The organism is Pontitalea aquivivens, assembly GCF_046507575.1.
In the GTDB taxonomy this organism is placed as follows: domain Bacteria; phylum Pseudomonadota; class Alphaproteobacteria; order Rhodobacterales; family Rhodobacteraceae; genus Pontitalea; species Pontitalea aquivivens.
Genome location: NZ_JBKFEY010000005.1, coordinates 84,163 through 107,570 on the forward strand (window position 1 = coordinate 84,163; position 23,408 = coordinate 107,570).

Below are 23,408 nucleotides of genomic sequence, written 5' to 3' on the forward strand. Positions count from 1 at the left end.
GCCCGAACCCGGGCAAAACAGCGAGCGCCGGTCAACCGGCGCCCGCCCGCATCAATTCGCGGGGCGAATGGCCGCAACCGCTTCGCCGAAACCCGCAACTTCGGCGCGCACGATCACCGGCTCGGCCGCGATGTCGGGGCGATAGCCGAACAGGATGCCCCCGGCTTCGGCGAATTTGGCCATCTCGTCGGCCTCGATCGACAACGCCGCCTCGCACAGATCACCCATGCAACGCTGCCAGATCATCTCGCGCTGCTCTTCTTCATCCTTGCCTTCCAGCCGGTAGACCGCACCACCCGGCAGGTAGACGCCGATCGGCACCTGCGCCAACAGGATCGCCGTGTCCTCGGCCGCAGGCAGCGCGATGAAGCGGACCACCAGTTCGTTCGTATCCGCGCGGCTGAGCTCCTGCACGATGCGGCAGACGTTACGCGAGGTGGTGACCGCCTCGCATTGCACGACCCAATCGCCATAGGCGGTGTTGTTCGCGATCTCGCTGCCGCCGGTGGCCGCGGCCACGCCTTCGGAACCCGGCTTTGCGAGGGGCTTTGGATCCTCGGCAAGCGCGGGGGCCGCCAGCAGGGAGGCAGCGAGGATTGTGCCCAGAAGTCTTTTCACGTGGTCTCTCCGTCGTTCAGTCAAAATCTGTAATCAAAGCCGGCATAGAACCGGCCGCCACCCTGATCATCGGTGCCAAGCGTCTCGCGCAGGGGCACACCCACCATCACCAGCCCGCTCAGATCCGCGCCCATATCGATGCGCGCGCCCGCGCCGACCGACAGCAAAAGGTCCTGATCCATGTTGATGCTGCCATCGGTCCGGTAGGGCACGACCAACGCACCATCGGCAAAGGCGAAGGGCGTGACGCGAACCCGTTCACCCAGATCCCAGGGCACCAGACGCGAAATCTGGGTGTGCAGGATCACGCCGCTGTCACCGCTGCGGATGTTATTGGCATAGCCGCGCATCGTGGAAATGCCGCCCGCGCTGATCAGGCGCGGCACCGGCAGGTTCTGGTCCGGGGCCAGCTGCACGATCGCGGATGCCTCAAAGCCCAGCGTCTCGCCCACCCGGCGCGCATAATTGGCACTACCGAACACCAGCGCATAGCTGCCCTCGGTTTCCGAGGTTTCCAGCGTGTCCGATGCGCCAATCTTCAGCCCCGCCGAAAGCGACAGACTTTGCCGGTCCCATTTGCGCGACCAGGACAGCTGCGGCACGATCTCGATCAGGGTTGTGGTCTGGAACGGCACATCGCCCAGCGTCGAAGTTGTATCCTCGGCCACCAGCGAGATGTCGAACATGAAATGGCGGTCCGGCTGCACGCGGAACGGCACGCGATAGCCCACCGAAGCCTGGACCGTATCCGACACGATGTCGAGCACGGCGAAATCGGCGCGGATCACGTTGGAATTGGTATAGCTGAGCGTCGCGGTCATCCGTCCGCCCTGCCAGCCGCCCACGGGCCGCGAATAGCCAAGCGCGCCGGAATAGCTGCCCTCGGATCCCTGCAACTGAAACGACAGCGTGTCGCGAATACCTGACACATTGGCCCAGCGGCCCGCGATTGTCGCGCGGATCTCGCCGGTTTCCTCGGTGCCGAAATTGTCAAGCGAGCCCGTCCAGGTGAACCGTTCGGGCACGTCGCCGCCGATCACCGCGTTCACGGTGCCGGCCGCCTCACCCGGGCCGAATGTCAGCTGTGGCACGAAATCATGGGCCAGCTCAAAGATACGCAGGTCACGTTCCAGCGCCTCATAATCAGGCCTTTCGCCTTCCGCGACCGACAGGTTGCGGCGGATGAAATCGGCGCGGGTGCCACCCAGCGGTTCAACCTGCACCGCGCCGATCTCGGCCTCGATCAGGTCCAGCTTGACGATGCCGTCGGGCACCTCTTGCGGCAAAAGCACCGCGCGCGCGGTCACGACCCCCGACAGGACGTAAAGCCGGTCGATATCGGCCAGCATCTTCTGAACGTCATCAAAGGTGATCGGGCGGTTCAGATAGGGGGCGACCGCGCCCTGCAACTGGCCCTCGGTCAGGTAGATCGAGTCCGAAAAGGTCACGCCACGCAAGGTAAATGTTTCGGCCTGCGCGGCCTGCACCGCCAGCCCCAGAACCGCAGCCAGAACCAGACCCCGCCAGCGCGTCATCGGCTTCCTCCTGCTGCATCCAGTGCCGCCGTGATCCCCATCAGCGACAGATCGAACGCCACCACCGGCCCATCGAGCCGCGCGCGATAGCGGATCTGCGCCGCGCGCCCGGTCTTCCACGCGGCCAGATCGACCGCCGCAAGGCGCAGTTCGGCGCGACAGTTTTCAGGGCTGCAGACCAGCCAGCGCGCAGCCAGCGCATCCGATCCGCCGTGCTGCAGATAAAGCCCCGAGGCCAGATGCACGCCCGCCGGCACGACCACCTGGACAAGCGCCCCCGACGTATCGGTGTCGGGCCGCATCATCACGGTTGCAAGCCAGCTGCGATCATCGGCCATCAGGCTTTGCGCGATGACACAAGCGGCCTGACCATCACAGGCCAGGTCCCAATCGCCAAATTGCTGCGCGGAAAAAGCGGGATCAGCGGCGGCAAGGCCCATGGCAAATACGCACGCAGGCCCGGACAAACGGACCTTGGAAACACACCTTGAAAAGGCAACCCTCACATGAAGCCGCAAACCCGCACCATAAAGACATGAAACGAAAATTCCATTAACTTTTGGATAATCTTTATTCTTCGGTCAACTCTTTTGTTGCCATTGCGCGTCTTTTTTAAACTTTAAGATATATCTTTTCGTCCTGCGGCTGTCCGGGCACCAGGTTTCGGGAAACGGATCGCCCCGGCAGGATCAGTGATCGGCCCGCACTAACGAAAACCTGTGGCAAGGCCGGTCCCAACCTCACGGCGCGTGTAGAGATCGGCGGGGCCGCGGGGGCCCGCGGTCAGATCGCCACGCAATCGGCGTAGTGGCGCGTGATGCCGTCGGGGCCGGTTTCCATCACCAGGCCGTGGATATCAGTTTCGAAGCCCGGGCATTCGCGCGCGAAATCGCGGTTGAAGCGCAGGTAATCCACGATCTGGGCGTTGAATGTCTCGCCCGGGATCAGCAGCGGAATGCCCGGCGGATAGGGGGTGACAAGGCTGGTCGTGATCCGGCCCTCCAGATCGTCGATCAGCACGCGTTCGGTCTGACGCCGGGCGATGTGCGAAAACGCCTCGGTGGGGGTCATCGCGGGGTGATGATCGCTCAGATAGATCTCGGTCGACAGGCGGGCCACGTCGTATTTGGCATAAAGCGCGTGGACATGCTGGCTAAGATCGCGCAGGCCCATGCGTTCATAACGCGGATGCTTGGCGCAGAATTCCGGCATCACGCGCCACAGCGGCTGGTTGCGGTCGTAGTCGTCCTTGAACTGCTGCAGCGCGGCCAGAAGCGTGTTCCAGCGGCCCTTGGTGATGCCGATGGTGAACAGGATGAAAAAGCTGTAAAGCCCGGTCTTTTCCACCACGACGCCATGTTCGGTCAGGTATTTCGACACGATCGAGGCGGGGATGCCCGTCGCATCAAAGCGCCCGTCGATATCCAGACCGGGGGTAATGATCGTGGCCTTGATCGGGTCCAGCATGTTGAAGCCCGGGGCCATGTCGCCAAAGCCGTGCCAGGCATCCTCACCATCGCGTTGCACGCCTTCGGAATCGGTGCGGCGCAGGACCCAGTCCTTGGTGCGGCCGATCCCTTCCTCGGACAGCTCATCCGGGCCCCAGACCTTGAACCACCAGTCCTTGTCGCCGAATTCCTCATCAACCTTGCGCATGGCGCGGCGGAAATCCAGCGCCTCAAGGATCGATTCCTCGACCAGCGCGGTGCCGCCGGGCGGTTCCATCATCGCGGCCGCCACGTCGCAGCTGGCGATGATCGAATATTGCGGGCTGGTCGAGGTGTGCATCAGATAGGCTTCGTTGAACAGATGCCGGTCCAGTTTCACCTCTTCGCTGTCCTGCACAAGGATGTGGCTGGCCTGCGAAATCCCCGCCAGCAGCTTGTGGATCGACTGGGTCGCATAGGTCACCGAATGTTTCGTACGGGCCCGCTTGCGCCCCATGGCGTGATAGGTGCCATAGAAAGGGTGAAAGGCCGCGTGCGGCAGCCAGGCTTCGTCGAAATGCAGGTTCTCGACATAGCCATCCAGCATACCCTTGATTTCCTCGGTGTTGTACAGAACCCCGTCATAGGTCGATTGCGTCAGCGTCATCACCCGCGGCTTGACCGCATCGGCGTCGACGCCCGCCAGCAGCGGATTGGCGCGGATCTTGGCGCGGATCGATTCGGGCTCAAACTCGGAATGCGCGATGGGGCCGATGATGCCCCAGTGGTTGCGCGTGGGCCGCAGGAACACCGGGATGGCGCCGGTCATGATGATCGCGTGCAGGATCGACTTGTGGCAGTTGCGGTCCACCACCACCACATCGCCCGGCGCGACGGTATGGTGCCAGACCATCTTGTTGCTGGTGCTGGTGCCGTTGGTCACAAAGAAACAGTGATCGGCATTGAAGATCCGCGCGGCATTGCGTTCGGATGCGCCGATGGCGCCGTTGTGATCCAGCAGCTGGCCCAGTTCCTCAACCGCGTTGCAGACATCGGCACGCAGCATGTTTTCGCCGTAGAACTGGTGGTACATCTGCCCGATGGGCGATTTCAGAAAGGCCACGCCCCCCGAATGGCCGGGACAATGCCACGAATAGGACCCGTCCTCGGCATAATCCAGAAGTGCCCTGAAGAACGGCGGCTGGATGCCTTCCAGATAGTTCTTCGCCTCGCGCAGGATGTGCCTGGCCACGAATTCGGGCGTGTCCTCGAACATGTGGATAAAGCCGTGCAGCTCGCGCAGGATGTCGTTGGGCAGATGGCGCGAGGTCTTGGTCTCGCCATGCAGGAAAATCGGCACATCGGGGTTTTTCCAGCGCACCTCTTCGATGAAGCTGCGCAGGCTGACCACGGCGGGGTCAAGATCGGGACCGGGGCTGAATTCCTCATCGTCGATCGACAGCACGAAGGCCGAAGCGCGGCTTTGCTGCTGGGCGAATTGCGACAGGTCGCCATAGCTGGTGGCGCCCAGCACCTCAAAGCCTTCGCCTTCGATCGCGTCAGCCAGTGCCCGGATGCCAAGGCCAGAGGCATTCTCGGACCGGAAATCTTCGTCGATGATGACGATGGGGAATCGGAATTTCATAGGCTTTCCTTCGGAGCGGCCCTGCGTTGCCCCGTTCTTTCCAGTGCGGGCTTTGCCGTCAAGGCCAAGTCGCAAAACAAACCGCGATCCGGCGGATTCAGGCCCGAACCGGATCGCGAAATGCCCCCCGGCGCAGCGGGGATGGTTCAGGCGACGCGCCGCCCCTGCACCCAGGTGCCGCGCAGCGCGCCCGCCCCCGCGATCCGCGCCACCCGGATCACATCGGCGCGCGCGCCAATATCCAGATGCCCGCGATCACCCAGCCCCGCGGCGGCGGCGGGCGCGGCGGTAACGGTCGCAATGCCCCGCGCCATGTCGGCCCACAGATCGCCCAGCATCAGCGCAGCCGACAACAGCGCCGAGGGCACATAATCGGACGAAACGATGTCCAGAAGATCCGCCGCAGCCAGATCCCTGGCCGCCACATTGCCCGAATGCGAGCCGCCCCGGATCAGGTTCGGCGCGCCCATCATCACCGCGATGCCATGCGCGCGGCAGACCCTTGCGGCCTCGGTCGTGGTCGGAAATTCGGCGAAATGCACGCCACGCGCGGCCGATTGCGCCACATGGTCCGCGGTGGTGTCGTCATGGCTGGCCAGCACCGCACCATAGCGGCGCGCGGCCTGCACCGCGGCCTCTTCATGGGCGGCCCCCACCAGCGCCGACAGCGCCTTCTGGCTGGCAACGTGATCGTCAAACTGGGCATCCGAAAAGCCGTGCTTGCCGCAGACATGGTTCTTCAACTGCGTCACATCGCGGAACTGGCGCTGACCGGGGGTGTGATCCATCAGGCTGACGATACCCACGCGATCCTCGGGACCGAATTTCGCCAGCTCGGCGATCAGGGTTTCGGAACAGACCTCGGCGCGCAGATGCAGGAAATGGCTGATCCGCAGCGCCCCTTGTGCGCGCAGGTCCAGGATCTCATCGGCCAGCGCCCGGGCATATTCGCCGTAATTGGCCCTGGCATTGGACACGACCGACCCCACACGCAGCGCGTCGAACACGGTGGTAATCCCCACACTGGCCAGTTCCGCATCATGGGCGATAATCGCCGCGGCATGGGGCCAATCGACCTTGGGGCGCGGCTCGATATGGCGTTCAAGGTTATCGGTGTGCAGTTCGATCAGGCCGGGCATGACCAGATCACCCGCACAGTCGATGGCACCGGACGGCACCGCCACGCCATCGGCGATATCGGCAATGCGCCCGTCCTTCAGGCGCAGGCTGCCGCGCCGCACCTCCTTCGGCAAGACAAGGGTGGCATTGGCAAGAATGGTCTCGGTCATGATTGCTGTCCTGATATTGACGTTTGCGGCACAAGGCTGCGCAATGCCAGCGGCGTGTCACAGGGATGTGACATTCGTCTGTTATCGGCACCGGAATGGAAAAGATGAAACGCTACGCGATCTATTACGCGCCCGAACCGGGACCCCTTGCCGATCTTGCCGCCCACTGGCTGGGCTGGGATGCGGCGGCGGGCCGTGCCCTGCCCCACCCCGATCTTGCGGGCCTGCCCCGCCCGGTGGCCGAAATCACCGCGACGCCGCGCAAATACGGCTTTCACGGCACGATCAAGCCGCCCTTCCGGCTGGCCCCCGGACAGTCGCCCGAGGCGCTGCACCGGGCCTGCACCGATCTGGCCGCGCATCTGGCGCCGGTGACGCTGGACGGCCTTCACCTCAGCCAACTGGGCGGGTTTCTGGCCCTGACGCCCCAAGGCGGCGCCAGCGCCCTGGCCGATCTGGCAGCCACCGTCGTGCGCGCGCTTGACGCCTTCCGCGCCCCCCCGACCCAGGCCGAGATCGCGCGGCGCAAGCCAGACCGCCTCAGCCCGCGGCAACGCGCGCTGCTGGACCAATGGGGCTATCCCTATGTCATGGAGGAATTCCGCTTCCACCTGACCCTGACCGGCGATCTGCCCCCCCCCGAGGCCGATGCCGTGGCCGCTGCCCTGCGCCCCCATCTGGCCCCGCACCTGCCCCGCCCCTTCACCATCCGCGACCTGTGCCTGTTTGGCGAGGCCACGGACGGAATGTTCCGCATCCTGCATCGCTACACGCTTTCCGCCTGAAGCGCGGCCAGAAACCGCGCCACACCCCGATCCAGCGGACCATCGTTCACCACATGCCGGACGGGAATACCCGCAGGCAGGGCAAAGCCCGCGCGGGTCAGCCGCGCCTCGACATCGGCGCGCGTCTCGCGCCCGCGCGCGGCCAGCCGCGCCGCCAGCACCGGCACCGGCGCCGTGACCAGGATCACCGTCACGCCCGGAAACCGCGCCAGCGCATCGGGCAGTGCATGGCGCGAACCATTGAAGATCACGTCGCGCCCCGCGTCCAGCGGCGCCAGCTCGGCCCCCGGAATGCCATAGCGCAACCCATGCGCCTGCCAGTGCAGCGCAAACGCGCCTGCCGCAAGCCGCGCGTCAAAGGCGGGGCCGGTCACGCCCTCGAAATCCTCGCCCCCCGCCGCCTCGGGCCGGGTGATGACACGCCGCACCACCGCCAGATCGGGGCGCGCGGCCCGGGCGGCGGCCAAAAGCGTATCCTTGCCCCCCCCCGACGGCCCGACCAGCGCGAACAGCCTGCCGGTCATGCCACCAACCCGGGGGTAAAGCCCGTCACATCCACCAGCCGGTCGCAGACACGTTCGCGCGCGCCTTCGTCATGGAAGATGCCCACGATGGCCGCACCACGGGCCTTGGCCTCGTCGATCATCCCCAGAACGACCTCGCGGTTGGTGGCGTCAAGACTTGCCGTCGGCTCATCCAGCAACAGCGCGGGATAGGCATGGGCAAAGCCGCGCGCGATGTTCACCCGCTGCTGTTCCCCGCCCGAGAAGGTGGTGGGCGACAACGGCCACAGCCGCGCGGGGATGTTCAGCCGGCCCAGCAGATCCGCCGCCCGCGCCCGCGCCGCATCGGCCGGAACGCCCAGCATCAGCAGCGGCTCGGCCACCACATCCAGCGTCGGCACGCGTGGCACCACCCGCAGGAACTGGCTGACATAGCCCAGCGTCTGACGGCGCAGCGCAATCACCTCGCGCGGGGCGGCGCGGGCCACATCGACCCCCGCCACCTCGATCCGGCCCGAGGCGGCAAGATAATTGCCATAAATCATCCGCATCAGCGTGGATTTCCCCGCGCCGGATGCCCCCATCAGCCCCACGCATTCCCCGGGCGCCACGCGCAACGCCGCCCCCGCCATCACCGGGATCACCGCGCCGCCCTGATTGTGCAGGGTGAAGCTTTTGCAAAGATTGGAAATCTCGATCATCTCACACCTGCAATACCGAAGAGACCAGAAGCTGCGTATAGGCATGCTGCGGATCGTCCAGCACCTGATCGGTCAGGCCCTGCTCGACCACGCGGCCCCCCTTCATCACCATCAGCCGGTCCGCCAGCAACCGCACCACCGCCAGATCGTGGGTAACGATCAGCACCGACAGGCCCATCTCGCGCACCAGGCCTCGCAACAGGTCCAAAAGCCGCGCCTGTACGCTGACGTCCAGCCCCCCCGTCGGTTCATCCATAAACACCAGCCGCGGCCCTGTCACCAGATTGCGCGCGATCTGCAACCGCTGCTGCATACCCCCCGAAAAGGCACTGGGACGGTCGTCGATCCGCTCGGGCGAAATCTCGACCCGGCCCAGCCAGTCGGTCGCGGTGGCGCGGATGTCGCCATAATGGCGCGCGCCCACGGCCATCAGCCGCTCGCCCACGTTGCCGCCTGCCGAAACGCCCATCCGCAACCCGTCGCGGGCGTTCTGGTGGACATAGGCCCAATCGGTCCGCGCCAGCCGCCGCCGCTCGGGCTCGCTCATCTCGCGCATGTCGCGCGGACCCTGGGCCGTGTCAAAGATCACCCGCCCCGCATCGGGGGCCATATGGCCCGCCAGGCACGACAGCAGCGTCGACTTGCCCGAACCGCTTTCACCCACGATCCCCAGCACCTCGCCGGGATAAAGATCGAACGACACATCCGCACAGCCGATCCGCGCGCCATAGTACCTGGTCAGCCCCTCGACCCGCAGCAACTGCGCCTTCGATGCCATCGGCTGTGGCTTCTTCTTGGCAAAAATACTCAAATCCGGCCCTTCCATCATCACACCCCCTCGGGGGACAGGCGCCCGCGATGCCCCGCCGCGCGGCGGCTGGCGCAGAAATCGGTGTCCGAACAGACGAACATCCGCCCGCCCGCATCATCCACGATCACCTCGTCCAGATAGCTGTCGCCCGCCCCGCACAGATCGCAATCATGTGGCGCCTTGCCAGGCTCGAACGGATGGTCGTCGAAATCCAGGCTCACCACCTGCGTATAGGGCGGCAGGGCATAGATCCGCTGTTCGCGCCCCGCGCCGAACAGCTGCAGCGCCGGGTTGTCCGACAGTTTCGGATTGTCGAACTTGGGGATCGGCGATGGATCCATGACATAGCGCCCCTCAACCTTGACCGGATAGGCGTAAGAGGTCGCGATCTGGCCATGCCGCGCGATATCCTCATAGAGCTTCACATGCATCAGGCCATATTCCTCCAGCTCATGCATCTTGCGGGTCTCGGTCTCGCGCGGTTCCAGAAAGCGCAAGGGTTCCGGGATCGGCACCTGATAGACCAGGATCTGGCCTTCGCGCAGCGGCGCCTCGGGGATGCGATGGCGGGTCTGGATCACGCTGGCCTCTGCCGTCGCCTCGGTCACCTGCACGCCCGCCGTGCGCTGAAAGAACTTGCGGATCGACACGGCATTGGTGGTATCGTCCGCACCCTGGTCGATCACCTTCAGGCAATCCTCGGGCATCAGGCAGGCCGAGGTCACCTGCACCCCGCCGGTGCCCCAGCCATAGGGCATCGGCATTTCGCGGCTGGCAAAGGGCACCTGATAGCCCGGCACGGCCACCCCTTTCAGGATCGCGCGGCGGATCATCCGTTTCGTCTGTTCGTCAAGATAGGCGAAATTATAGGCCTGATCGGTCATTCGGCCGCCTCCTGCATCTGCATGGCCTCGGCCCGCATCCGCCGGACAAGTTCCAGTTCCGACTGGAAATCGACGTAATGGGGCAGCTTGATATGTTCCAGGAACCCGGTGGCCTGGATGTTGTCGGCGTGCATCAGGACGAATTCCTCGTCCTGCGCGGGGGCACCGGCGAAATCCTCGCCCAGTTCCTTCCAGCGCAGGGCACGGTCCACCAGGCTCATGGCGATCGCCTTGCGTTCGGACTGGCCAAAGACCAGACCATAACCGCGGGTGAACTGCGGCGGCTCGGATTTGGATCCCTTGAACTGGTTGACGGTTTCGCATTCCGTCAGCTCGACCTCGCCGATTTCGACGGCAAAGCCCAGCTCGGGGATCTCCATCTCGACGGCAACGGTGCCGATGCGCAATTCACCCACGAAGGCATGGGTCCGGCCATAGCCGCGCTGGGTGGAATAGGCCATCGCCAGCACGAAGCCCTCATCCCCCCGCGTCAGCGCCTGAAGCCGCAGCGGCCGGGTGGCGGGCAGTTCCATCGGCGCGCGCGTCAGGTCGGGGGGTGTGGCCTCATCGGGCGCGTCGGCTTCGATCATGCCGTCGCGGTTCAGAAAGCCGGTGATATGGGGCACCCGGCCGGGGGGCGCGGCACTGGCGGGGGCGGCGGGCACCGCGCCCTCGGCCAGCAGTTTGAAATCCAGCAGACGGTGGGTATAGTCGAAAGTCGGCCCCAGCACCTGGCCCCCGGGCGCATCCTTGAAGGTCGCGCTGATGCGGCGGATGCAGGCCATCGCGGCGGTCTCAACGGGGCGCGAATGGCCCAGGCGCGGCAGCGTGGTGCGATAGGCACGGATCAGGAACACCGCCTCGATCAGATCGCCGCGCGCCTGCTTGATCGCCAGCGCCGCAAGGTCGGGATCATACAGCGAGCCTTCGGCCATCACCCGGTTCACCGCCAGCCGCAGCTGTTCGCGGATCTGGTCCACCGACAGTTCGGCCACCCCCGGATCGCCCCGGCGTTCCTCGGCCAGCCAGGCATGCGCATTGTCGATCGCGCGTTCACCCCCTTTGACGGCAACATACATCAGCAAGCCTCCACGATGGTGCTGCGCGGCAGCCCGGCCAGCCGGTCCCCACAGGTCAGGAAGAAGTCGCAACCCTGCGGGAACAGCGCGCGGTTGGCGCGAAAGGCGGCAACCTCGGGCAGCGACAGATGGACGTGGTCCCTGATCCCCGGCCCGCTGATCCGCGCGCCGCTGGCGGACAGGTCATCCACCTCGACGATCAGCGTGGCGGAACGGTCGGGGTAATCCGGCGTGCCGATCGCAAAGCGCGACAGCGGCGCAAGCGCCCCCCAGCGGCCAACGGCAAAGGCCGCCCCTGCCGCATCGACCAGCGGCGCACCGGTGTGAAAGGTGATCCAGTCGCGCAGCGCGGGGCAATCGTGATCGCCCGCCAGATGCACCGGCGTCGTGGCATCGGCCAGCGTCAGCACCAGCACACCCGCCGCCACCGACAACGGCATGGACGGGGTGGCCCCCGCGACGGTATGGATCACCCCCGGGCGCGACAAGGCGTCAAGGGCGGCGCGAAAGGCGCGCGCGGCCTGGACGGGGGCATCGGCGAAACCGCCGGTCAGGGCTTCGGGGGTCATGTGTCCTCTCCGCGAACCATGGTGAAGAATTCGACCTTCGTCGCCGCGGCCTTTCCGGCGCGGGCCTGGCGACGGTCGGTTTCGGCGCGCGCCAGCGGCTCCAGCACACGCGCGCGCAGATCGGCGGCTGCATCGGTCTGCATCAGCGCATCGACGATGGCCGCGCGCGTCGCATGGCCCTTGTCGCGGCCCTGCACATGGGCGTGGCCAACGGCCCCGCACATCAGCCGCAGCGTGCAGCGCGTGATGGTCATTTCGCCCAGGTTGAAGGGCGCACCCGCCGCACCCACCCGGCCGCGCACCATGACCGCGCCCACCTCGGGCGGGCGCAGGACAGCATGCGACGGGGTTTCGGGCATCAAGGCGGCCAGCTGATCGGGCCGCGCCCGGGCCAGAAGGCCCATCCAGTCGCGGCGCGCGGGCGTATCCGCGACGGTTTCAGAAGCAGGGGTGGACATCTTGCGAACCTGTTCAGTATCTATACAACTAGACAGGTTGATAGCGCGAATTCGGCGACAGAGCCACGACATGGCGATGAAACTTTGATGACAGGGGGGGCCATGGCGCGCACCGCGATCTGGCAGGAAATTCACGACACGCTGGGCGACGAAATCGCCCGGGGCCACTATCGCCCGGGCGCCAAACTACCGTCCGAGGCCGCGCTGGCCGCGCGGTTTGGTGTGAACCGTCACACGGTGCGCCATGCGCTGGCCGCCCTGGCCAAGGCGGGGCTTGTCCATGCACGGCGCGGGGCGGGGGTATTCGTGTCCGCCGGACCCGCCGATTATCCGCTGGGCCGGCGTGTGCGCTTTCACCAGAACATCTCGGCCACCGGGCGTATCCCGTCACGCAGCTTCACGCGGATGGAAACGCGGCTGGCCGATCCGGCCGAGGCCGAGGCGTTGCGGATCGACCCGGGTGCGCCGGTGCATGTGGTCGAGGGGCTGTCGCTGGCCGATGGGCTGCCGCTTGCGGCCTTCCGGTCGGTCTTTCCTGCCACATCGCTGCCCGACCTGCCCGCGCATCTGGCCCGCACCGGATCCGTGACCCAGGCGCTGCGCGCTTGTGGCGTAACCGACTATACCCGCGCCGCCACCCGCATCAGCGCCCGGATCGCGCGGCCTACGCTGGCGATGAAACTGCAGATCGCCGCGGGGATGGCAATCCTGTGTACCGCCTCGGTCAATGTGGATGCGGCGGGCCAGCCGGTCGAATTCGGCACCACCTGGTTTCCCGCCGAACGGGTCACCCTGACGGTCAGCCCCGATCCGGCCTAATGCCCGCCCCCGTCGCCCGTGATCAGGCGTCGGCGCAGCCAGCCCGACAGGGTGTCCATCAGCGTGACCATCAACACGATCAGCACCATGTAATAGCACACCTCTTCCCAGTCCTTCTGGGTGATGATCGCCTGGGTCAGCAACAACCCGATACCACCCCCCACGATCGCCCCGATCACCGTGGCGCTGCGGGTGTTCGATTCCAGATAATACAGCACCTGGCTAAGCAGCACCGGCGTGATCTGCGGGATCACGCCAAAGCGCGCACGCTGTATTGCATCGGCGCCGGTGGATTGCACGCCCTCGACCTGGCGGGCATCGATGTTTTCCAGCGTTTCCGAGAACATCTTGCCGAAGCTGCCGGTATCGGTGGTCAAGATCGCCAGCGCCCCGGTCATCGGCCCCGGTCCAAAGGCGCGCGACAGGACGATCGTCCAGATCAACCCGTCCACACCCCGGACAAAGTCGAACAGGCGGCGCAGGGCAAAGCGCACCCCGCGCAGCGGCGTGAAATTGGCCGCCGCCAGAAAGGCCAGTGGCAAGGCCACCAGCGCCGCCCCCATCGTGCCCAGAAAGGCCATCAGAACGGTTTCGAAGATCGCCCAGACCACATCCCCATGCCGCCACATCGCGTTGGTCCAGAAATCCGCCGCCATATGGACCACATTGCTGCGCGCCGGGTCCAGCCGGTCGCCCCAAAGGGCAAGCGCCACCAGTTCCGCCGGGCCTTTGCCGGAAAACGGGCTGTCGAGGGTGAAGAAGAACAGCTCCCATCCCGGCTGATAGCGGAAGGTTTCCACCTTGGAACGGGTATAGGCAAAGCGCCCCTGATCGGTGGTGACCGAAATCCGCGTGTCGGATGCATTGATCCAACCGGGCAGCGGGTCGGGGGCGGTCAGGCGCAGGCGGCCACCCTCGGGGGCGATGGCAATCGTGCCATGGCCCGGCATCTCATAGCGCGCGCCCGCGGCGTCATAGGTCACCAGATGACCCGCACCCAGATCGATGCGCGTGATGTCGCCGTCGCGGCTGACCCAATCGGGCAGACGACCTTCGGGATAGGTGCCCTTGGTTTCCCCCTCGATCGCGACAGTCAGATCGCCGGTGCGGTTGTTGCGCGTGACATGGGTCTTGTAGGACCAGAAATCCGACAGCAGGATCGCGGCATTGTCCATCCGCGCCCGCTGGGCGATGCCCGCGATGTCGAAGGCCACGAAGACATAGGCCAGATAGACCAGGATCACCGCCGGGACCGCCAGGCTGAACGCCTTGCGGCGCTGGAACCGGCGCAGGATCGCGGGGGCAAGTGCGGTTTCGGCCATGGCCATGATCAGTGCCCTTTCACCAGACGGTTGCGGTAATGGCTGGACAGCTGGTCCACCGCGACGATGGTCAGGAACAGCAACAGGAAGATCGCCACCACCTGGTCATAGCGCCCCTGCCCCCATTGCATCGCCAGTTTCAGGTCATGCCCGATCCCGCCCGAGCCGACGAAACCCAGGATCGCCGAGGCGCGGATGTTGATCTCGAACCGCAACAGGCCATAGCCGATCCAGTTCGGGGCCACCTGCGGGATCACGCCCAGCCACATCCGCTGGCCCCAGCTGGCCCCGACCGAGGCCAGACCTTCGACCGGCTTTCGACCGGCATTCTCGGCCACTTCGGAAAACAGTTTTCCAAGCGCACCCGCGGTGTGAAACGCGATGGCGATCATCGCCGGAACCGGCCCGCCGCCCAGAATGAAGATCAGCACCAGCGCGATCACGATTTCGGGGATCGCGCGCATCGCATCCATCATCCGCCGGAACAGCCCGATCAGCCGCGGCCAGCGCGCCAGCCCCCGCGTCGACAACAGCGCCAGAACCGCGCCAGCCAGCGCCCCGATCAACGTGGCGACCGCCGCGATGTTCAGCGTCTCGACCAGCGATGGTCCGAATTTCCAGAACAGCGCGGGAATGTTGGCACGGTTGGCCCAGGCCTCTGTCACCACTTCGGTGGGGAAGGCCAGGACGTTGCCGATCCCGTTCCAGAACCCGCCCGCGTTACGCGCATCGGCCAGCTGAAAGCCCGAAGCCATCAGCCCCACGAACAGCACCAGCAAGACGCCGCCATACATGCGCTTGCGGCGCACCATCTGCAGATAGGTTGCGCGGTTGTCGGCGGGATCGGGGCGGTGCCCCGGCTCCGGCCCGAATGCGATATCGACCATGTTGTCCCCGAACGGAATTGCCGGGCCCGCAGGGCCCGGCCAGCATCATGAAGGATCAGCCGCCTTGCTGGCGACGGACCTCGATGATCGTTTCATAGGCTTCGTGGGTGATCGGGGTGAACCCCGCCGTTTCGCCCGCCGCGACGCCATAGGCACAGGCGGGATCCTTGGCATGCAGACCCGCCAGCAAATCGACGATCCTGGCCTTGGCGTCTTCGGGCAGCGCGCGGCGCAGCACGATCGGGCCTTCGGCGATCGGCCTGGAGCGCCAGATCTCGACCAGATCGTTCATGTCGATCAGCCCCGCATCCACCGCCTTGCGCAACGCGCCGGAATTATAGCCATCTTCCCAGTCGCCCTGCCCATCGGCCCAGGTCACGCCCGCATCCACATCGCCATTGGCGACCGCGACGATGGTCTGTTCATGCCCGCCGGTAAAGCGGACCTCGCCAAAATAATCGCCCGAATCCATCGAAGCGCCGGTTTCCCTGGGAATTTCCACCGAAGGAATCAGATAGCCAGAGGTCGAATTGGGATCGCCGAAAGCAAAGACCTTGTCCTTCATGTCCGCCAGCGAGGCAATGCCACGGTCCTTGCGCGCGAAACCGATCGAGAAATAGGAATAGCTGCCGTCAAGGTTGGTCTTGACCATCTTGACGTCCACCGCCTCGGGGTCGGTCAGATAGACCTTGGCATAGGCGCTGGCGCCCAGCCAGGCCATGTCGATGGTGCCGCCCAGAAGGCCCTGGATCACGCCGTCATAATCGGCGGGCGTGAACAGCTTGACCGGCACACCAAGCGCCTCTTCGGCATAGGCGCGGAAACATTCGTTCGAGGTCATCCGGTCCTGGGCATTCTCGCCGCCCAGAAGGCCGATATTGAATTGCTTGAGGTCCTGCCCCCGGGCGGCGCCGGCAAGCGCCGTGGTGGCGGCAAGGATGGCAATCAGGTGTTTCATGGTTCTCTCCGGTAGGATGGCCCGGGTAACGCCGGGCCGGGGAAGGTCAGGCCAGCATCGCCTGCGCATAGTCGCGGTCGAGCGCGTCGATCGAGGTCGAGGTGGCGGATTCGGAAAAGCTGGCGTCGGCGCCATAGATGTCGCGCGCAACGCCGGTGGTCAGCTGGTCGGGCGTGCCGTCAAAGACGATGCGCCCGTCGCGCATGCCGATCACCCGGTCACAATAGCGCCGCGCGGTATCCAGCGTGTGCAGGTTGGCGATCACCAGGCGGCCGTCTTCGTCATGGATGCGGCGCAGGGTGTCCATCACGATCTGGGCGTTCATCGGGTCCAGGCTGGCGATCGGCTCATCGGCCAGGATGACCCTGGGTTCCTGCATCAGCGCCCGGGCGATCGCCACGCGCTGCTGCTGCCCGCCCGAAAGCGCCTCGGCCCGTTTCGGGGCCTGCTCGGAAATGCCCAGCCGGTCAAGGATCGACAGCGCGCGGGTGATGTCGGCCTCGGACCACAGGTTGAACATCGTGGCCAGCGTTGAACGGCGGTTGAGGATGCCGTGCAGCACGTTCGAGGCCACATCCATCCGCGGCACCAGGTTGAACTGCTGAAAGATCATCGCGCATTGGCTTTGCCAGCCGCGCTTGTCCGCGCCCCGCAACGCCAGCACATTACGCCCCTCGAACAGGATTTCGCCGGCGCTGGCATCGGTCATGCGGTTCATCATCCGCAGGAAGGTGGATTTTCCCGCGCCAGATCGCCCGATGATCCCGACAAAGCCGGGCCGGTCCAGCGAAAACGAAATCCGGTCCACCGCGGCTTTCTGGCCGAAGATCCGGGTCAGGTCCTTGACGTGCAGCATCGTGCCCCCTTCGTGGTTAAGGGGTTTTTACGCAGGCTGCGTGACGGTTTTTGTGCCGTTGCGTGAAAGTTTCGTAACGGCACCGGGGGCGGCGTATTTTTCGATGAAGGCATCAATGGACAATGCACGGATATCGGGCAGCGCCGCGCGCAGCACGTCATGCGGCCAGTCCCACCAGGCGATCTGTTGCAACGCCCCGGCCTGGGCTTGGGTGAAACGGCGCTTGATCGGGCGGGCGGGGACGCCGCCGACGATTTCATAGGGCGCCACGTCCCTGGACACCACCGCGCCCGCGCCGATCACCGCGCCGGTGCCCACCGTCACGCCCGCCAGGATCGTGACGCCATGGCCGATCCAGACGTCATGGCCGATGGTGACCCAATGATCCTTGCGCCACTGAAAGAATTCCTGGTCATCATCGCCCAGTCCGTATTGCGCGGCGCGATAGGTGAAATGGTGCTGGCTGGCCCGCCAGGTCGCGTGGTTGCCCGGGTTGATCCGCGCACCTTCCGCGATGGAACAGAACTTGCCGATCGTCGACCACATCACATTGCCATATTTCACGATGTAGGAATAATCGCCAAAACTGCTTTCGCGCATCGAGACATGGGCCTGCACCTCGGTCCAGCGGCCCAGGTTGCAATCGACCACATGGGCGGTTTCGTGGATCGTCGGGGTTTCCGTCAGCATCTTCATTTCACACCTTCGTATTTGCCGATGAAACGCGCGCGGATCACGGCCGAGGCCCAGTCGATCAGGTAGACCATGGCGATGATCAGGAAGATGATCGACCAGGCCTCATCCCAGCGATAGGCGCCAATCCGGTCCGACAGCAGAAAACCGATACCCCCTGCCCCCACGATCCCCAGGATCGTGCCGGACCGCACATTGGATTCGAAGTTGTACAGCGTGATCGACAGGATCACGGGCATCACCTGCGGCATCACGCCAAAGCGGATCGCCTGCAGACGCGACCCGCCAGCGGCGGTGACCCCCTCAACCGGCTTGCGCGAGGTATTCTCGATCGCCTCGGCGTAAAGTTTCGCCAGAACGCCGATCTCGGACACGGCGATGGCCAGAACGCCGGGCAAGGGACCAAGGCCAAAGGCGCGGATAAAGATCAACGCCAGGATCAGTGTTTCAAAGGCGCGGATCACGTCGAACCCGCGCCGCAGGCCAAAGCGCAAGACGGGAATGCGGTTCAGGTTCTTGGCCCCCAGAAACGACAGCGGAAAGGCCACGATGCCGCCCAGGACCGTGCCCAGAAAGGCCATCGACAGCGTCTCGCCCAGACCTTTCAGGATCTCGGACACTTCGCGCCAGTCGGTCCAGATGTGGGGCGGGAACATGAAGGACAGCACCCGGCCAAACCGGCCAAGACCGTCCCAGATCCGCAGCGGCGAAAAGCCAAAGTCGTAAAGGCACCAGCCGAACAGTGCCACCAGCCCGGCCATCAGCCCAAGGCGCAAAGGGCGCAGGGGACGGTCAAAGGCGGCGGGCGCAAGGGCGCGTGCGGCGGCAAGGCCGGCATCTGGCAGGCGCGACATCACAGGGCCCTTCCAAGGCCGATGATCCGGTGGCGCAGCTTTTCCGAACCCCAGTCGATCAGCATGACGGTTGCAAAGATGATCACGAACAGCGCCGACAAATCGGTATGTTCGCCAAGCGCCACGGCGGTGCGCAATTCCTGCCCCAGCCCGCCCGCGCCGACATAGCCGATGATCGATGACGCGCGGACGTTGATTTCAAAGCGCAGCAGCGTGTAGCTGATGACATTGGGCAGGATCTGCGGCACCGCGCCATAGCGGATCTGGTCGAACCAGCTGCCGCCCGCGGCCTTCACGCCCTCCAGCGGGCGCATGTCGATATTCTCGTTCACCTCGGAATACAGCTTGCCCAGCGAACCGGCGGTATGCACCGCGATCGCCAGCACCCCGGCCATCGGCCCCACGCCAAAGCAAAAGACGAAGACAAGCGCAAAGACGATCTCGGGCACCGTGCGCGCGATTTCCAGATAACGGCGCGACAGCCACAAAGCCCATCGGGCCGGCGCCAGGTTGCGCGAGGCCGGGAAGGACAGGACAAACCCGCCCGCCAGCCCCATCACGGTGGCCATGAAGGCGATCAGCACGGTTTCCAGCAACAAATCCGCCCAGATCCGCCAGCGCCAGAACCATTCGCCCAGATCGCCCGCCAGCGTGGACCAACGGATTTCCGGGATGGTCTTGGCGATGTAATCCCCCAGCTTCGGAATGCCCGCCAGGATCACCCAGCGTTCCGCCCGTGTGCCGTCGGCCAGCGTCACCTGCGTGATGCGGAAAAAACCTGCGAAATCGGCGGTCAGCAACGTGGCCAGCACAAGCGCCAGCGAAACGATCACAAAGGTGACGCGGGCCCGGGCGCGATGCGCGGCAAAATCGCGATCAAAGGCCAGAACGGCGGCGGAAGGGGCGGCAAGCGCGGCGGTCATGAATCCATCCCGTCAGAAAACAGGGGACGGCGCCGGACGCCGCCCCCGAAAGAAAGGGCAATCAGCTGCGGCGCTGCGCCTTCAGCCAGTCGCGCATCTCGATCGTCCACTGATAGCGGGCGTGATCGACCTCGACATAACCCTTGGCGGTGGACTTATCGCCGCCGGTCATTTCCGTGTGCGCTTCGGGCGCGGCGGTAGGGGTGGCCAGCACGGCGGCCTTCATGGCGTCGATCAGGCCCTGCGGCAGGTTGGCGCGCGCGGTAAACGGCCCCGAGGTGATTTCCGGCGATTGCCAGATGCTGCAGACCTGACCGGGCTCGATCATGCCCTTGGCTTCCATCCGCTGCGGAATGCCGTTGGTTTCGTTGTTGATATAGGTCGTGGCGGCGTCGAACTGGCCATTGACGACGCCCTGCACGCCGGCCTCATGGCTGCCCGAAAACGGCGTGGCCGAGAAGAAGCTGGCCGGGTCATAGCCCTGCTGCACCAGATTATACAACGGCACCTGATAGCCCGAGGTGGAATCCGGGTCGGCAAAGGCCAGGACCTTGCCCTTCAGGTCATCCAGCGTCTTGTAGGGGCTGTCGCAGCGCGTCACCACGACCGAGAAATACCCCGTCGAGCCGTCATTCTGCTGCGCGGTCAGCAGCGGCACCACGCCACCTTCGGTTTCGGTATAGGCGGCCGCATAGGACGACGACCCCAGGAAGGCGAATTCGATCTGATCGGCGGCCAGCGCCTGGATCACGCCGTCATAATTGCCGGCGGTGAAGATCTCGACATCGACGCCAAGGGTCTTTTCCAGATATTGTTCAAACGGGGTGTAGCGCGCGACGCGGTCGCTTTCGTTTTCGCCCGACAGGATACCGAAACGGACAACCTTGTAATCGGCCCGCCAGTCATTGGCGAAAGCGGGCAGCGCGGTCAGGGCAACAAGCGCGGTGGTGGCAAGAAGACGCATGGAATACTCCGGTGTTTGGGGGATCAGGCCGTGACCACGGGGCGGATCGCCGTCGAGGTCACGGAAGGGTCGAAGGCGGGCAGCCCTTCGGAACCGTAGATGTCACGCAGGACATCGTCGGTCAGCTGCCGCGCGGTGCCATCGAAATAGACCCGGCCCGCGCGCATCGCGATAATGCGATCGCAATAGGCACGCGCCGTATCGATGGTGTGCAGGTTCACAAGAACGGTGATGCCATCCTCGCGGTTGATGGTGCGCAGCGCCTCCATCACGCGGGTGGCATTGCCGGGGTCAAGGCTGGCGATCGGTTCGTCTGCCAGCATGATGCGGGGGTTCTGCAGCAGCGCGCGCGCGATCGCCACGCGCTGCTGCTGCCCGCCCGAAAGCGTGCCTGCGCGTTGCAAGGCCTGCGGTGCAAGGTCCAGCCGGTCCAGCGCCCGGATCGCAAGCGCGCGTTCCGCATCGGAAAAGCGCATCAGCATGGACGAGGCAAAGCCGTGATCGGCCAGCCGCCCGACAAGCACGTTGGTCAGCACGTCCAGCCGTTCGACCAGGTTGAACTGCTGGAAGATCATCGCGCAATCGCGCCGCCAGTTGCGCAACGCCCGCCCCCGCAGCGCGGTGACATCGGCACCACCGAAGCGGATCTGCCCCTCGGTCGGGTCGATCAGCCGGTTGATCAGCCGCAGCAGGGTGGATTTGCCCGCACCGGACCGTCCGATCACGCCGACGAACTGCCCCGGCGGGATATCAAGTGTGACACGATCCACCGCGCGGGTGGATCCAAAGCTGCGGCCAAGGCCGGAAAGGGAAAGGATGTGCTGTTCCATGGGCCAGACTTTGGCCGCCCTATGAAACGCCTGCGTCTCATCCGGATGAATTTTGCATGACGCTGCGGCGTGATGCGGGCGCAATGCGAACGGGCGGCGCATGGCGCCGCCCGTTCGGGGAAGGTGGGACAGGTTTCAGGCCGCCTGCGCGCCGAACAGCGATCCGTCGGAATAGATCTTGCGCCCTTCTCGAAGGGTGGCGCGGACATGGCCGATACCGTCGTCATCAGCGATCACCAGGTCGGCCAGCAGACCTTCGGCGATCGCGCCCCGGCCAGTCAACCCCAGCGCCCGCGCGGGGTTCAGCGTGGCCAGTCGCGCCGCCCCTGCAAGCCCCGCCGGATCGGTCCTGGCCAGTTCCAGCACCGCCGGCAGGATCGCCGACGGGTGATAATCCGCCGCCAGAATGTCCAGCAGGCCCGCCGCATGGGCCGCGCGCGCCGACAGGTTGCCCGAATAGCTTTGCCCGCGCAGCGCATTGGGCGCGCCCATCGCATTCATCAGGCCGCGCGCACGGGCCTCGGCCGCGGCTTCCATCGTTACCGGAAATTCGCTGATCGCCACGCCCAGATCCTGCATCAGCGCGACCTTGGCAGGAGTATCGTCATCATGGCTGGCAATCGCCACACCATGCGCGTGGCACAGATCCGAAATGCGCCGCAGGGTCTCGGCCAGAACCTTGGCGGGCAGGGTGCGTTCCTCGATCCGAGCGGCGACGGTCTGCGAGGCCTCATCCCGCGACAGGCCCTTTTCGCGGGCGATCTTGTCGATATGGCGTTCGATGTCGCGATACTGCCCCTGCCCCGGCGTGTGATCGCACAGCGAGATCAGATCGACCAAGCCTTCGGCGATCAGCTCCTCAATCACGCCAAGCGCGTTGGGGAAGGTGATCTCAAACCGGGCATGCACCCGGTGATCGACCTTCAGCGCCCCGCGCATGGCCCTGATTGCACGGATCACCGCCGAGGTGTGGTCGTAGCTGCGCAGATGCCCATAGGTCGAGGACGGCGAAAAGCTGAGCGCGGCATAGGCCGTGGTCACGCCCGCGACCTTCAGCCGCCGGTCCAGATCGCGCAGGCCCAGTTCCATCGGCATGCGCACATTGGGGCGCGGCTCGACCTCGCGTTCGACCATGTCGCCGTGCATGTCCACAAAGCCCGGCATCAGGATCAGCCCGTCACCAGGCAGGCCCCCCGCCACCGGCGCGTCGCGCAGTTCCGCGATGCGCCCGCCGTCAATGCGGACCGAGCCGCGTTCCATCACGCCATCGGGCAACACCACCCTGAAATCAGACAGCCACATCGTCCATCGCCTCCTGCACGGTCAGTTCAATGTCCCGGTCGATCAGCCCAGCCACATCGCCCGGATGGTGGAAGACGCCGATCATCGCCACGCCCTGCGCCTTGAGTTCGGCCAGACGCCGCACCAGCGCCGAGCGCGCGCCCGCGTCCAGCGAGGCGGTGGGCTCATCCAGCAGCAAAAGGCGCTGCGGCAGGATCAGTGCGCGGGCCAGGTTCACCTTTTGCTGTTCCCCGCCCGAGAAGGTCGTGGGATAGGCCCGCCACAGGTCACGCTTGACGCCGAATTCCGCCAGCCAGCGGCGCGCCTGTTCCAGCGCCTCGGGGGCGGCAACCCCGGCACGGCGCAGGGGTTCTGCCACCACCTCTTCGGCGGCGACGCGCGGGCGCGCGATCAGGAACTGGGTGACAAAGCCGATCTCGCGCCGGCGCAGCAGCGCCACATCGACATCCGCCGCGCGGGCAAGGTCGATCCGGCCTTCGGGCGCGTGATACCAGATATGGCCCGCGCGCGGCAGATAGCTGCGGTAAAGTGTGCGCAACAGCGTGGATTTGCCCACGCCATTCGCGCCCTTCAGCAGCAGGAATTCGCCGGGATGCAGCGTAAAGCAGATGCCGGAAAAGGCATGCAGGCGTTGACCAAGGTGGTGCATGTCAAAGGCCTTGGTCAGCCCCTCGACCGTCAGAACGGGTGTCATCG

Annotated in this window: 25 protein-coding genes; 2 read left to right on the forward strand and 23 right to left on the reverse strand. The window is 65.4% G+C overall.

Annotated elements, in window-relative coordinates; translation table 11 throughout:
* Positions 1-51: 51 nt before the first annotated feature.
* The 5 genes from ACK8OU_RS08835 to ACK8OU_RS08855 form a co-directional block, all read right to left on the reverse strand.
* Entirely contained in the window at positions 52-618 is a 567-nt protein-coding gene (locus ACK8OU_RS08835; protein WP_410303010.1) for an invasion associated locus B family protein, read from the reverse strand.
* 20 nt (positions 619-638) lie between these two features.
* Positions 639-2,153: a ShlB/FhaC/HecB family hemolysin secretion/activation protein gene (locus tag ACK8OU_RS08840; protein ID WP_410303011.1), complete on the reverse strand. Its 1,515-nt coding sequence runs from the start codon at positions 2,151-2,153 to the stop codon at positions 639-641.
* Complete coding sequence (locus tag ACK8OU_RS08845; protein ID WP_410303012.1) at positions 2,150-2,593, reverse strand: invasion associated locus B family protein; 444 nt, start codon at positions 2,591-2,593, stop codon at positions 2,150-2,152. The genes ACK8OU_RS08840 and ACK8OU_RS08845 overlap by 4 nt, the downstream gene beginning before the upstream one ends.
* A 343-nt stretch (positions 2,594-2,936) precedes the next feature.
* Positions 2,937-5,225, reverse strand: coding sequence for an Orn/Lys/Arg family decarboxylase (locus ACK8OU_RS08850; RefSeq protein WP_410303013.1), 2,289 nt, complete (start codon positions 5,223-5,225; stop codon positions 2,937-2,939).
* Between the two features lie 146 nt (positions 5,226-5,371).
* Positions 5,372-6,514, reverse strand: a complete 1,143-nt coding sequence (locus ACK8OU_RS08855) for an alpha-D-ribose 1-methylphosphonate 5-triphosphate diphosphatase (protein WP_410303014.1) — start codon at positions 6,512-6,514, stop codon at positions 5,372-5,374.
* A gap of 95 nt (positions 6,515-6,609) precedes the next feature.
* On the opposite strand from ACK8OU_RS08855, the gene ACK8OU_RS08860 reads away from it, so the two are divergent.
* A complete protein-coding gene (locus tag ACK8OU_RS08860) occupies positions 6,610-7,299 on the forward strand; it encodes a DUF1045 domain-containing protein (protein WP_410303015.1) in 690 nt (229 codons plus the stop codon).
* Here the strand turns inward: ACK8OU_RS08860 and phnN are convergent.
* Genes phnN through phnG form a run of 7 tightly spaced genes read right to left on the reverse strand, consistent with a single transcriptional unit; the run spans position 7,281 to position 12,304 of the window.
* Positions 7,281-7,823 carry a phosphonate metabolism protein/1,5-bisphosphokinase (PRPP-forming) PhnN gene (phnN, locus tag ACK8OU_RS08865; RefSeq protein WP_410303016.1) on the reverse strand — a complete coding sequence of 181 codons (543 nt, stop codon included), beginning with the start codon at positions 7,821-7,823 and terminating at the stop codon, positions 7,281-7,283. The genes ACK8OU_RS08860 and phnN overlap by 19 nt on opposite strands.
* Complete coding sequence (phnL, locus tag ACK8OU_RS08870) at positions 7,820-8,503, reverse strand: phosphonate C-P lyase system protein PhnL (protein WP_410303017.1); 684 nt, start codon at positions 8,501-8,503, stop codon at positions 7,820-7,822. The genes phnN and phnL overlap by 4 nt, the downstream gene beginning before the upstream one ends.
* Before the next feature lies 1 nt (position 8,504).
* Positions 8,505-9,281, reverse strand: a complete 777-nt coding sequence (phnK, locus tag ACK8OU_RS08875; RefSeq protein WP_410303115.1) for a phosphonate C-P lyase system protein PhnK — start codon at positions 9,279-9,281, stop codon at positions 8,505-8,507.
* A gap of 50 nt (positions 9,282-9,331) precedes the next feature.
* Positions 9,332-10,198 (reverse strand): alpha-D-ribose 1-methylphosphonate 5-phosphate C-P-lyase PhnJ, encoded by an 867-nt coding sequence (locus ACK8OU_RS08880; protein WP_410303018.1) that lies wholly within the window; start codon positions 10,196-10,198, stop codon positions 9,332-9,334.
* Positions 10,195-11,277, reverse strand: coding sequence for a carbon-phosphorus lyase complex subunit PhnI (locus ACK8OU_RS08885; protein WP_410303019.1), 1,083 nt, complete (start codon positions 11,275-11,277; stop codon positions 10,195-10,197). The genes ACK8OU_RS08880 and ACK8OU_RS08885 overlap by 4 nt, the downstream gene beginning before the upstream one ends.
* Positions 11,277-11,846, reverse strand: coding sequence for a phosphonate C-P lyase system protein PhnH (phnH, locus tag ACK8OU_RS08890; protein WP_410303020.1), 570 nt, complete (start codon positions 11,844-11,846; stop codon positions 11,277-11,279). The genes ACK8OU_RS08885 and phnH overlap by 1 nt, the downstream gene beginning before the upstream one ends.
* A complete protein-coding gene (gene phnG, locus ACK8OU_RS08895) occupies positions 11,843-12,304 on the reverse strand; it encodes a phosphonate C-P lyase system protein PhnG (protein WP_410303021.1) in 462 nt (153 codons plus the stop codon). The genes phnH and phnG overlap by 4 nt, the downstream gene beginning before the upstream one ends.
* 102 nt (positions 12,305-12,406) lie before the next feature.
* Between phnG and phnF the strand changes: the two genes are divergently transcribed.
* Positions 12,407-13,123 carry a phosphonate metabolism transcriptional regulator PhnF gene (gene phnF, locus ACK8OU_RS08900; protein WP_410303022.1) on the forward strand — a complete coding sequence of 239 codons (717 nt, stop codon included), beginning with the start codon at positions 12,407-12,409 and terminating at the stop codon, positions 13,121-13,123.
* Here the strand turns inward: phnF and phnE (ACK8OU_RS08905) are convergent.
* The 11 genes from phnE (ACK8OU_RS08905) to ACK8OU_RS08955 form a co-directional block, all read right to left on the reverse strand.
* Positions 13,120-14,445, reverse strand: a complete 1,326-nt coding sequence (gene phnE / locus ACK8OU_RS08905; protein WP_410303116.1) for a phosphonate ABC transporter, permease protein PhnE — start codon at positions 14,443-14,445, stop codon at positions 13,120-13,122. The two genes, phnF and phnE (ACK8OU_RS08905), sit on opposite strands and share 4 nt — an antisense overlap.
* 8 nt (positions 14,446-14,453) lie before the next feature.
* Positions 14,454-15,332 (reverse strand): phosphonate ABC transporter, permease protein PhnE, encoded by an 879-nt coding sequence (phnE, locus tag ACK8OU_RS08910; protein ID WP_410303023.1) that lies wholly within the window; start codon positions 15,330-15,332, stop codon positions 14,454-14,456.
* Between the two features lie 55 nt (positions 15,333-15,387).
* The gene (gene phnD / locus ACK8OU_RS08915; RefSeq protein WP_410303024.1) at positions 15,388-16,290 is read right to left on the reverse strand and encodes a phosphonate ABC transporter substrate-binding protein; all 903 of its coding nucleotides are present in this window, start codon (positions 16,288-16,290) and stop codon (positions 15,388-15,390) included.
* A gap of 46 nt (positions 16,291-16,336) precedes the next feature.
* On the reverse strand, positions 16,337-17,146 hold the full coding sequence (phnC, locus tag ACK8OU_RS08920) for a phosphonate ABC transporter ATP-binding protein (RefSeq protein WP_410303025.1): 810 nt from the start codon (positions 17,144-17,146) through the stop codon (positions 16,337-16,339).
* A 27-nt stretch (positions 17,147-17,173) separates the two neighbouring features.
* Positions 17,174-17,842, reverse strand: a complete 669-nt coding sequence (locus tag ACK8OU_RS08925) for a DapH/DapD/GlmU-related protein (RefSeq protein ID WP_410303026.1) — start codon at positions 17,840-17,842, stop codon at positions 17,174-17,176.
* Complete coding sequence (phnE, locus tag ACK8OU_RS08930; RefSeq protein WP_410303027.1) at positions 17,839-18,693, reverse strand: phosphonate ABC transporter, permease protein PhnE; 855 nt, start codon at positions 18,691-18,693, stop codon at positions 17,839-17,841. Before phnE (ACK8OU_RS08930) ends, ACK8OU_RS08925 begins: the two co-directional genes overlap by 4 nt.
* A complete protein-coding gene (gene phnE / locus ACK8OU_RS08935; protein ID WP_410303028.1) occupies positions 18,693-19,616 on the reverse strand; it encodes a phosphonate ABC transporter, permease protein PhnE in 924 nt (307 codons plus the stop codon). The genes phnE (ACK8OU_RS08930) and phnE (ACK8OU_RS08935) overlap by 1 nt, the downstream gene beginning before the upstream one ends.
* 61 nt (positions 19,617-19,677) lie before the next feature.
* Entirely contained in the window at positions 19,678-20,580 is a 903-nt protein-coding gene (gene phnD, locus ACK8OU_RS08940) for a phosphonate ABC transporter substrate-binding protein (RefSeq protein WP_410303029.1), read from the reverse strand.
* A 23-nt stretch (positions 20,581-20,603) separates the two neighbouring features.
* Positions 20,604-21,410, reverse strand: coding sequence for a phosphonate ABC transporter ATP-binding protein (gene phnC, locus ACK8OU_RS08945; RefSeq protein ID WP_410303030.1), 807 nt, complete (start codon positions 21,408-21,410; stop codon positions 20,604-20,606).
* A gap of 135 nt (positions 21,411-21,545) precedes the next feature.
* Positions 21,546-22,712: an alpha-D-ribose 1-methylphosphonate 5-triphosphate diphosphatase gene (locus ACK8OU_RS08950; RefSeq protein ID WP_410303031.1), complete on the reverse strand. Its 1,167-nt coding sequence runs from the start codon at positions 22,710-22,712 to the stop codon at positions 21,546-21,548.
* The gene (locus ACK8OU_RS08955) at positions 22,699-23,406 is read right to left on the reverse strand and encodes a phosphonate C-P lyase system protein PhnL (protein WP_410303032.1); all 708 of its coding nucleotides are present in this window, start codon (positions 23,404-23,406) and stop codon (positions 22,699-22,701) included. Before ACK8OU_RS08955 ends, ACK8OU_RS08950 begins: the two co-directional genes overlap by 14 nt.
* Positions 23,407-23,408 lie beyond the last annotated feature (2 nt).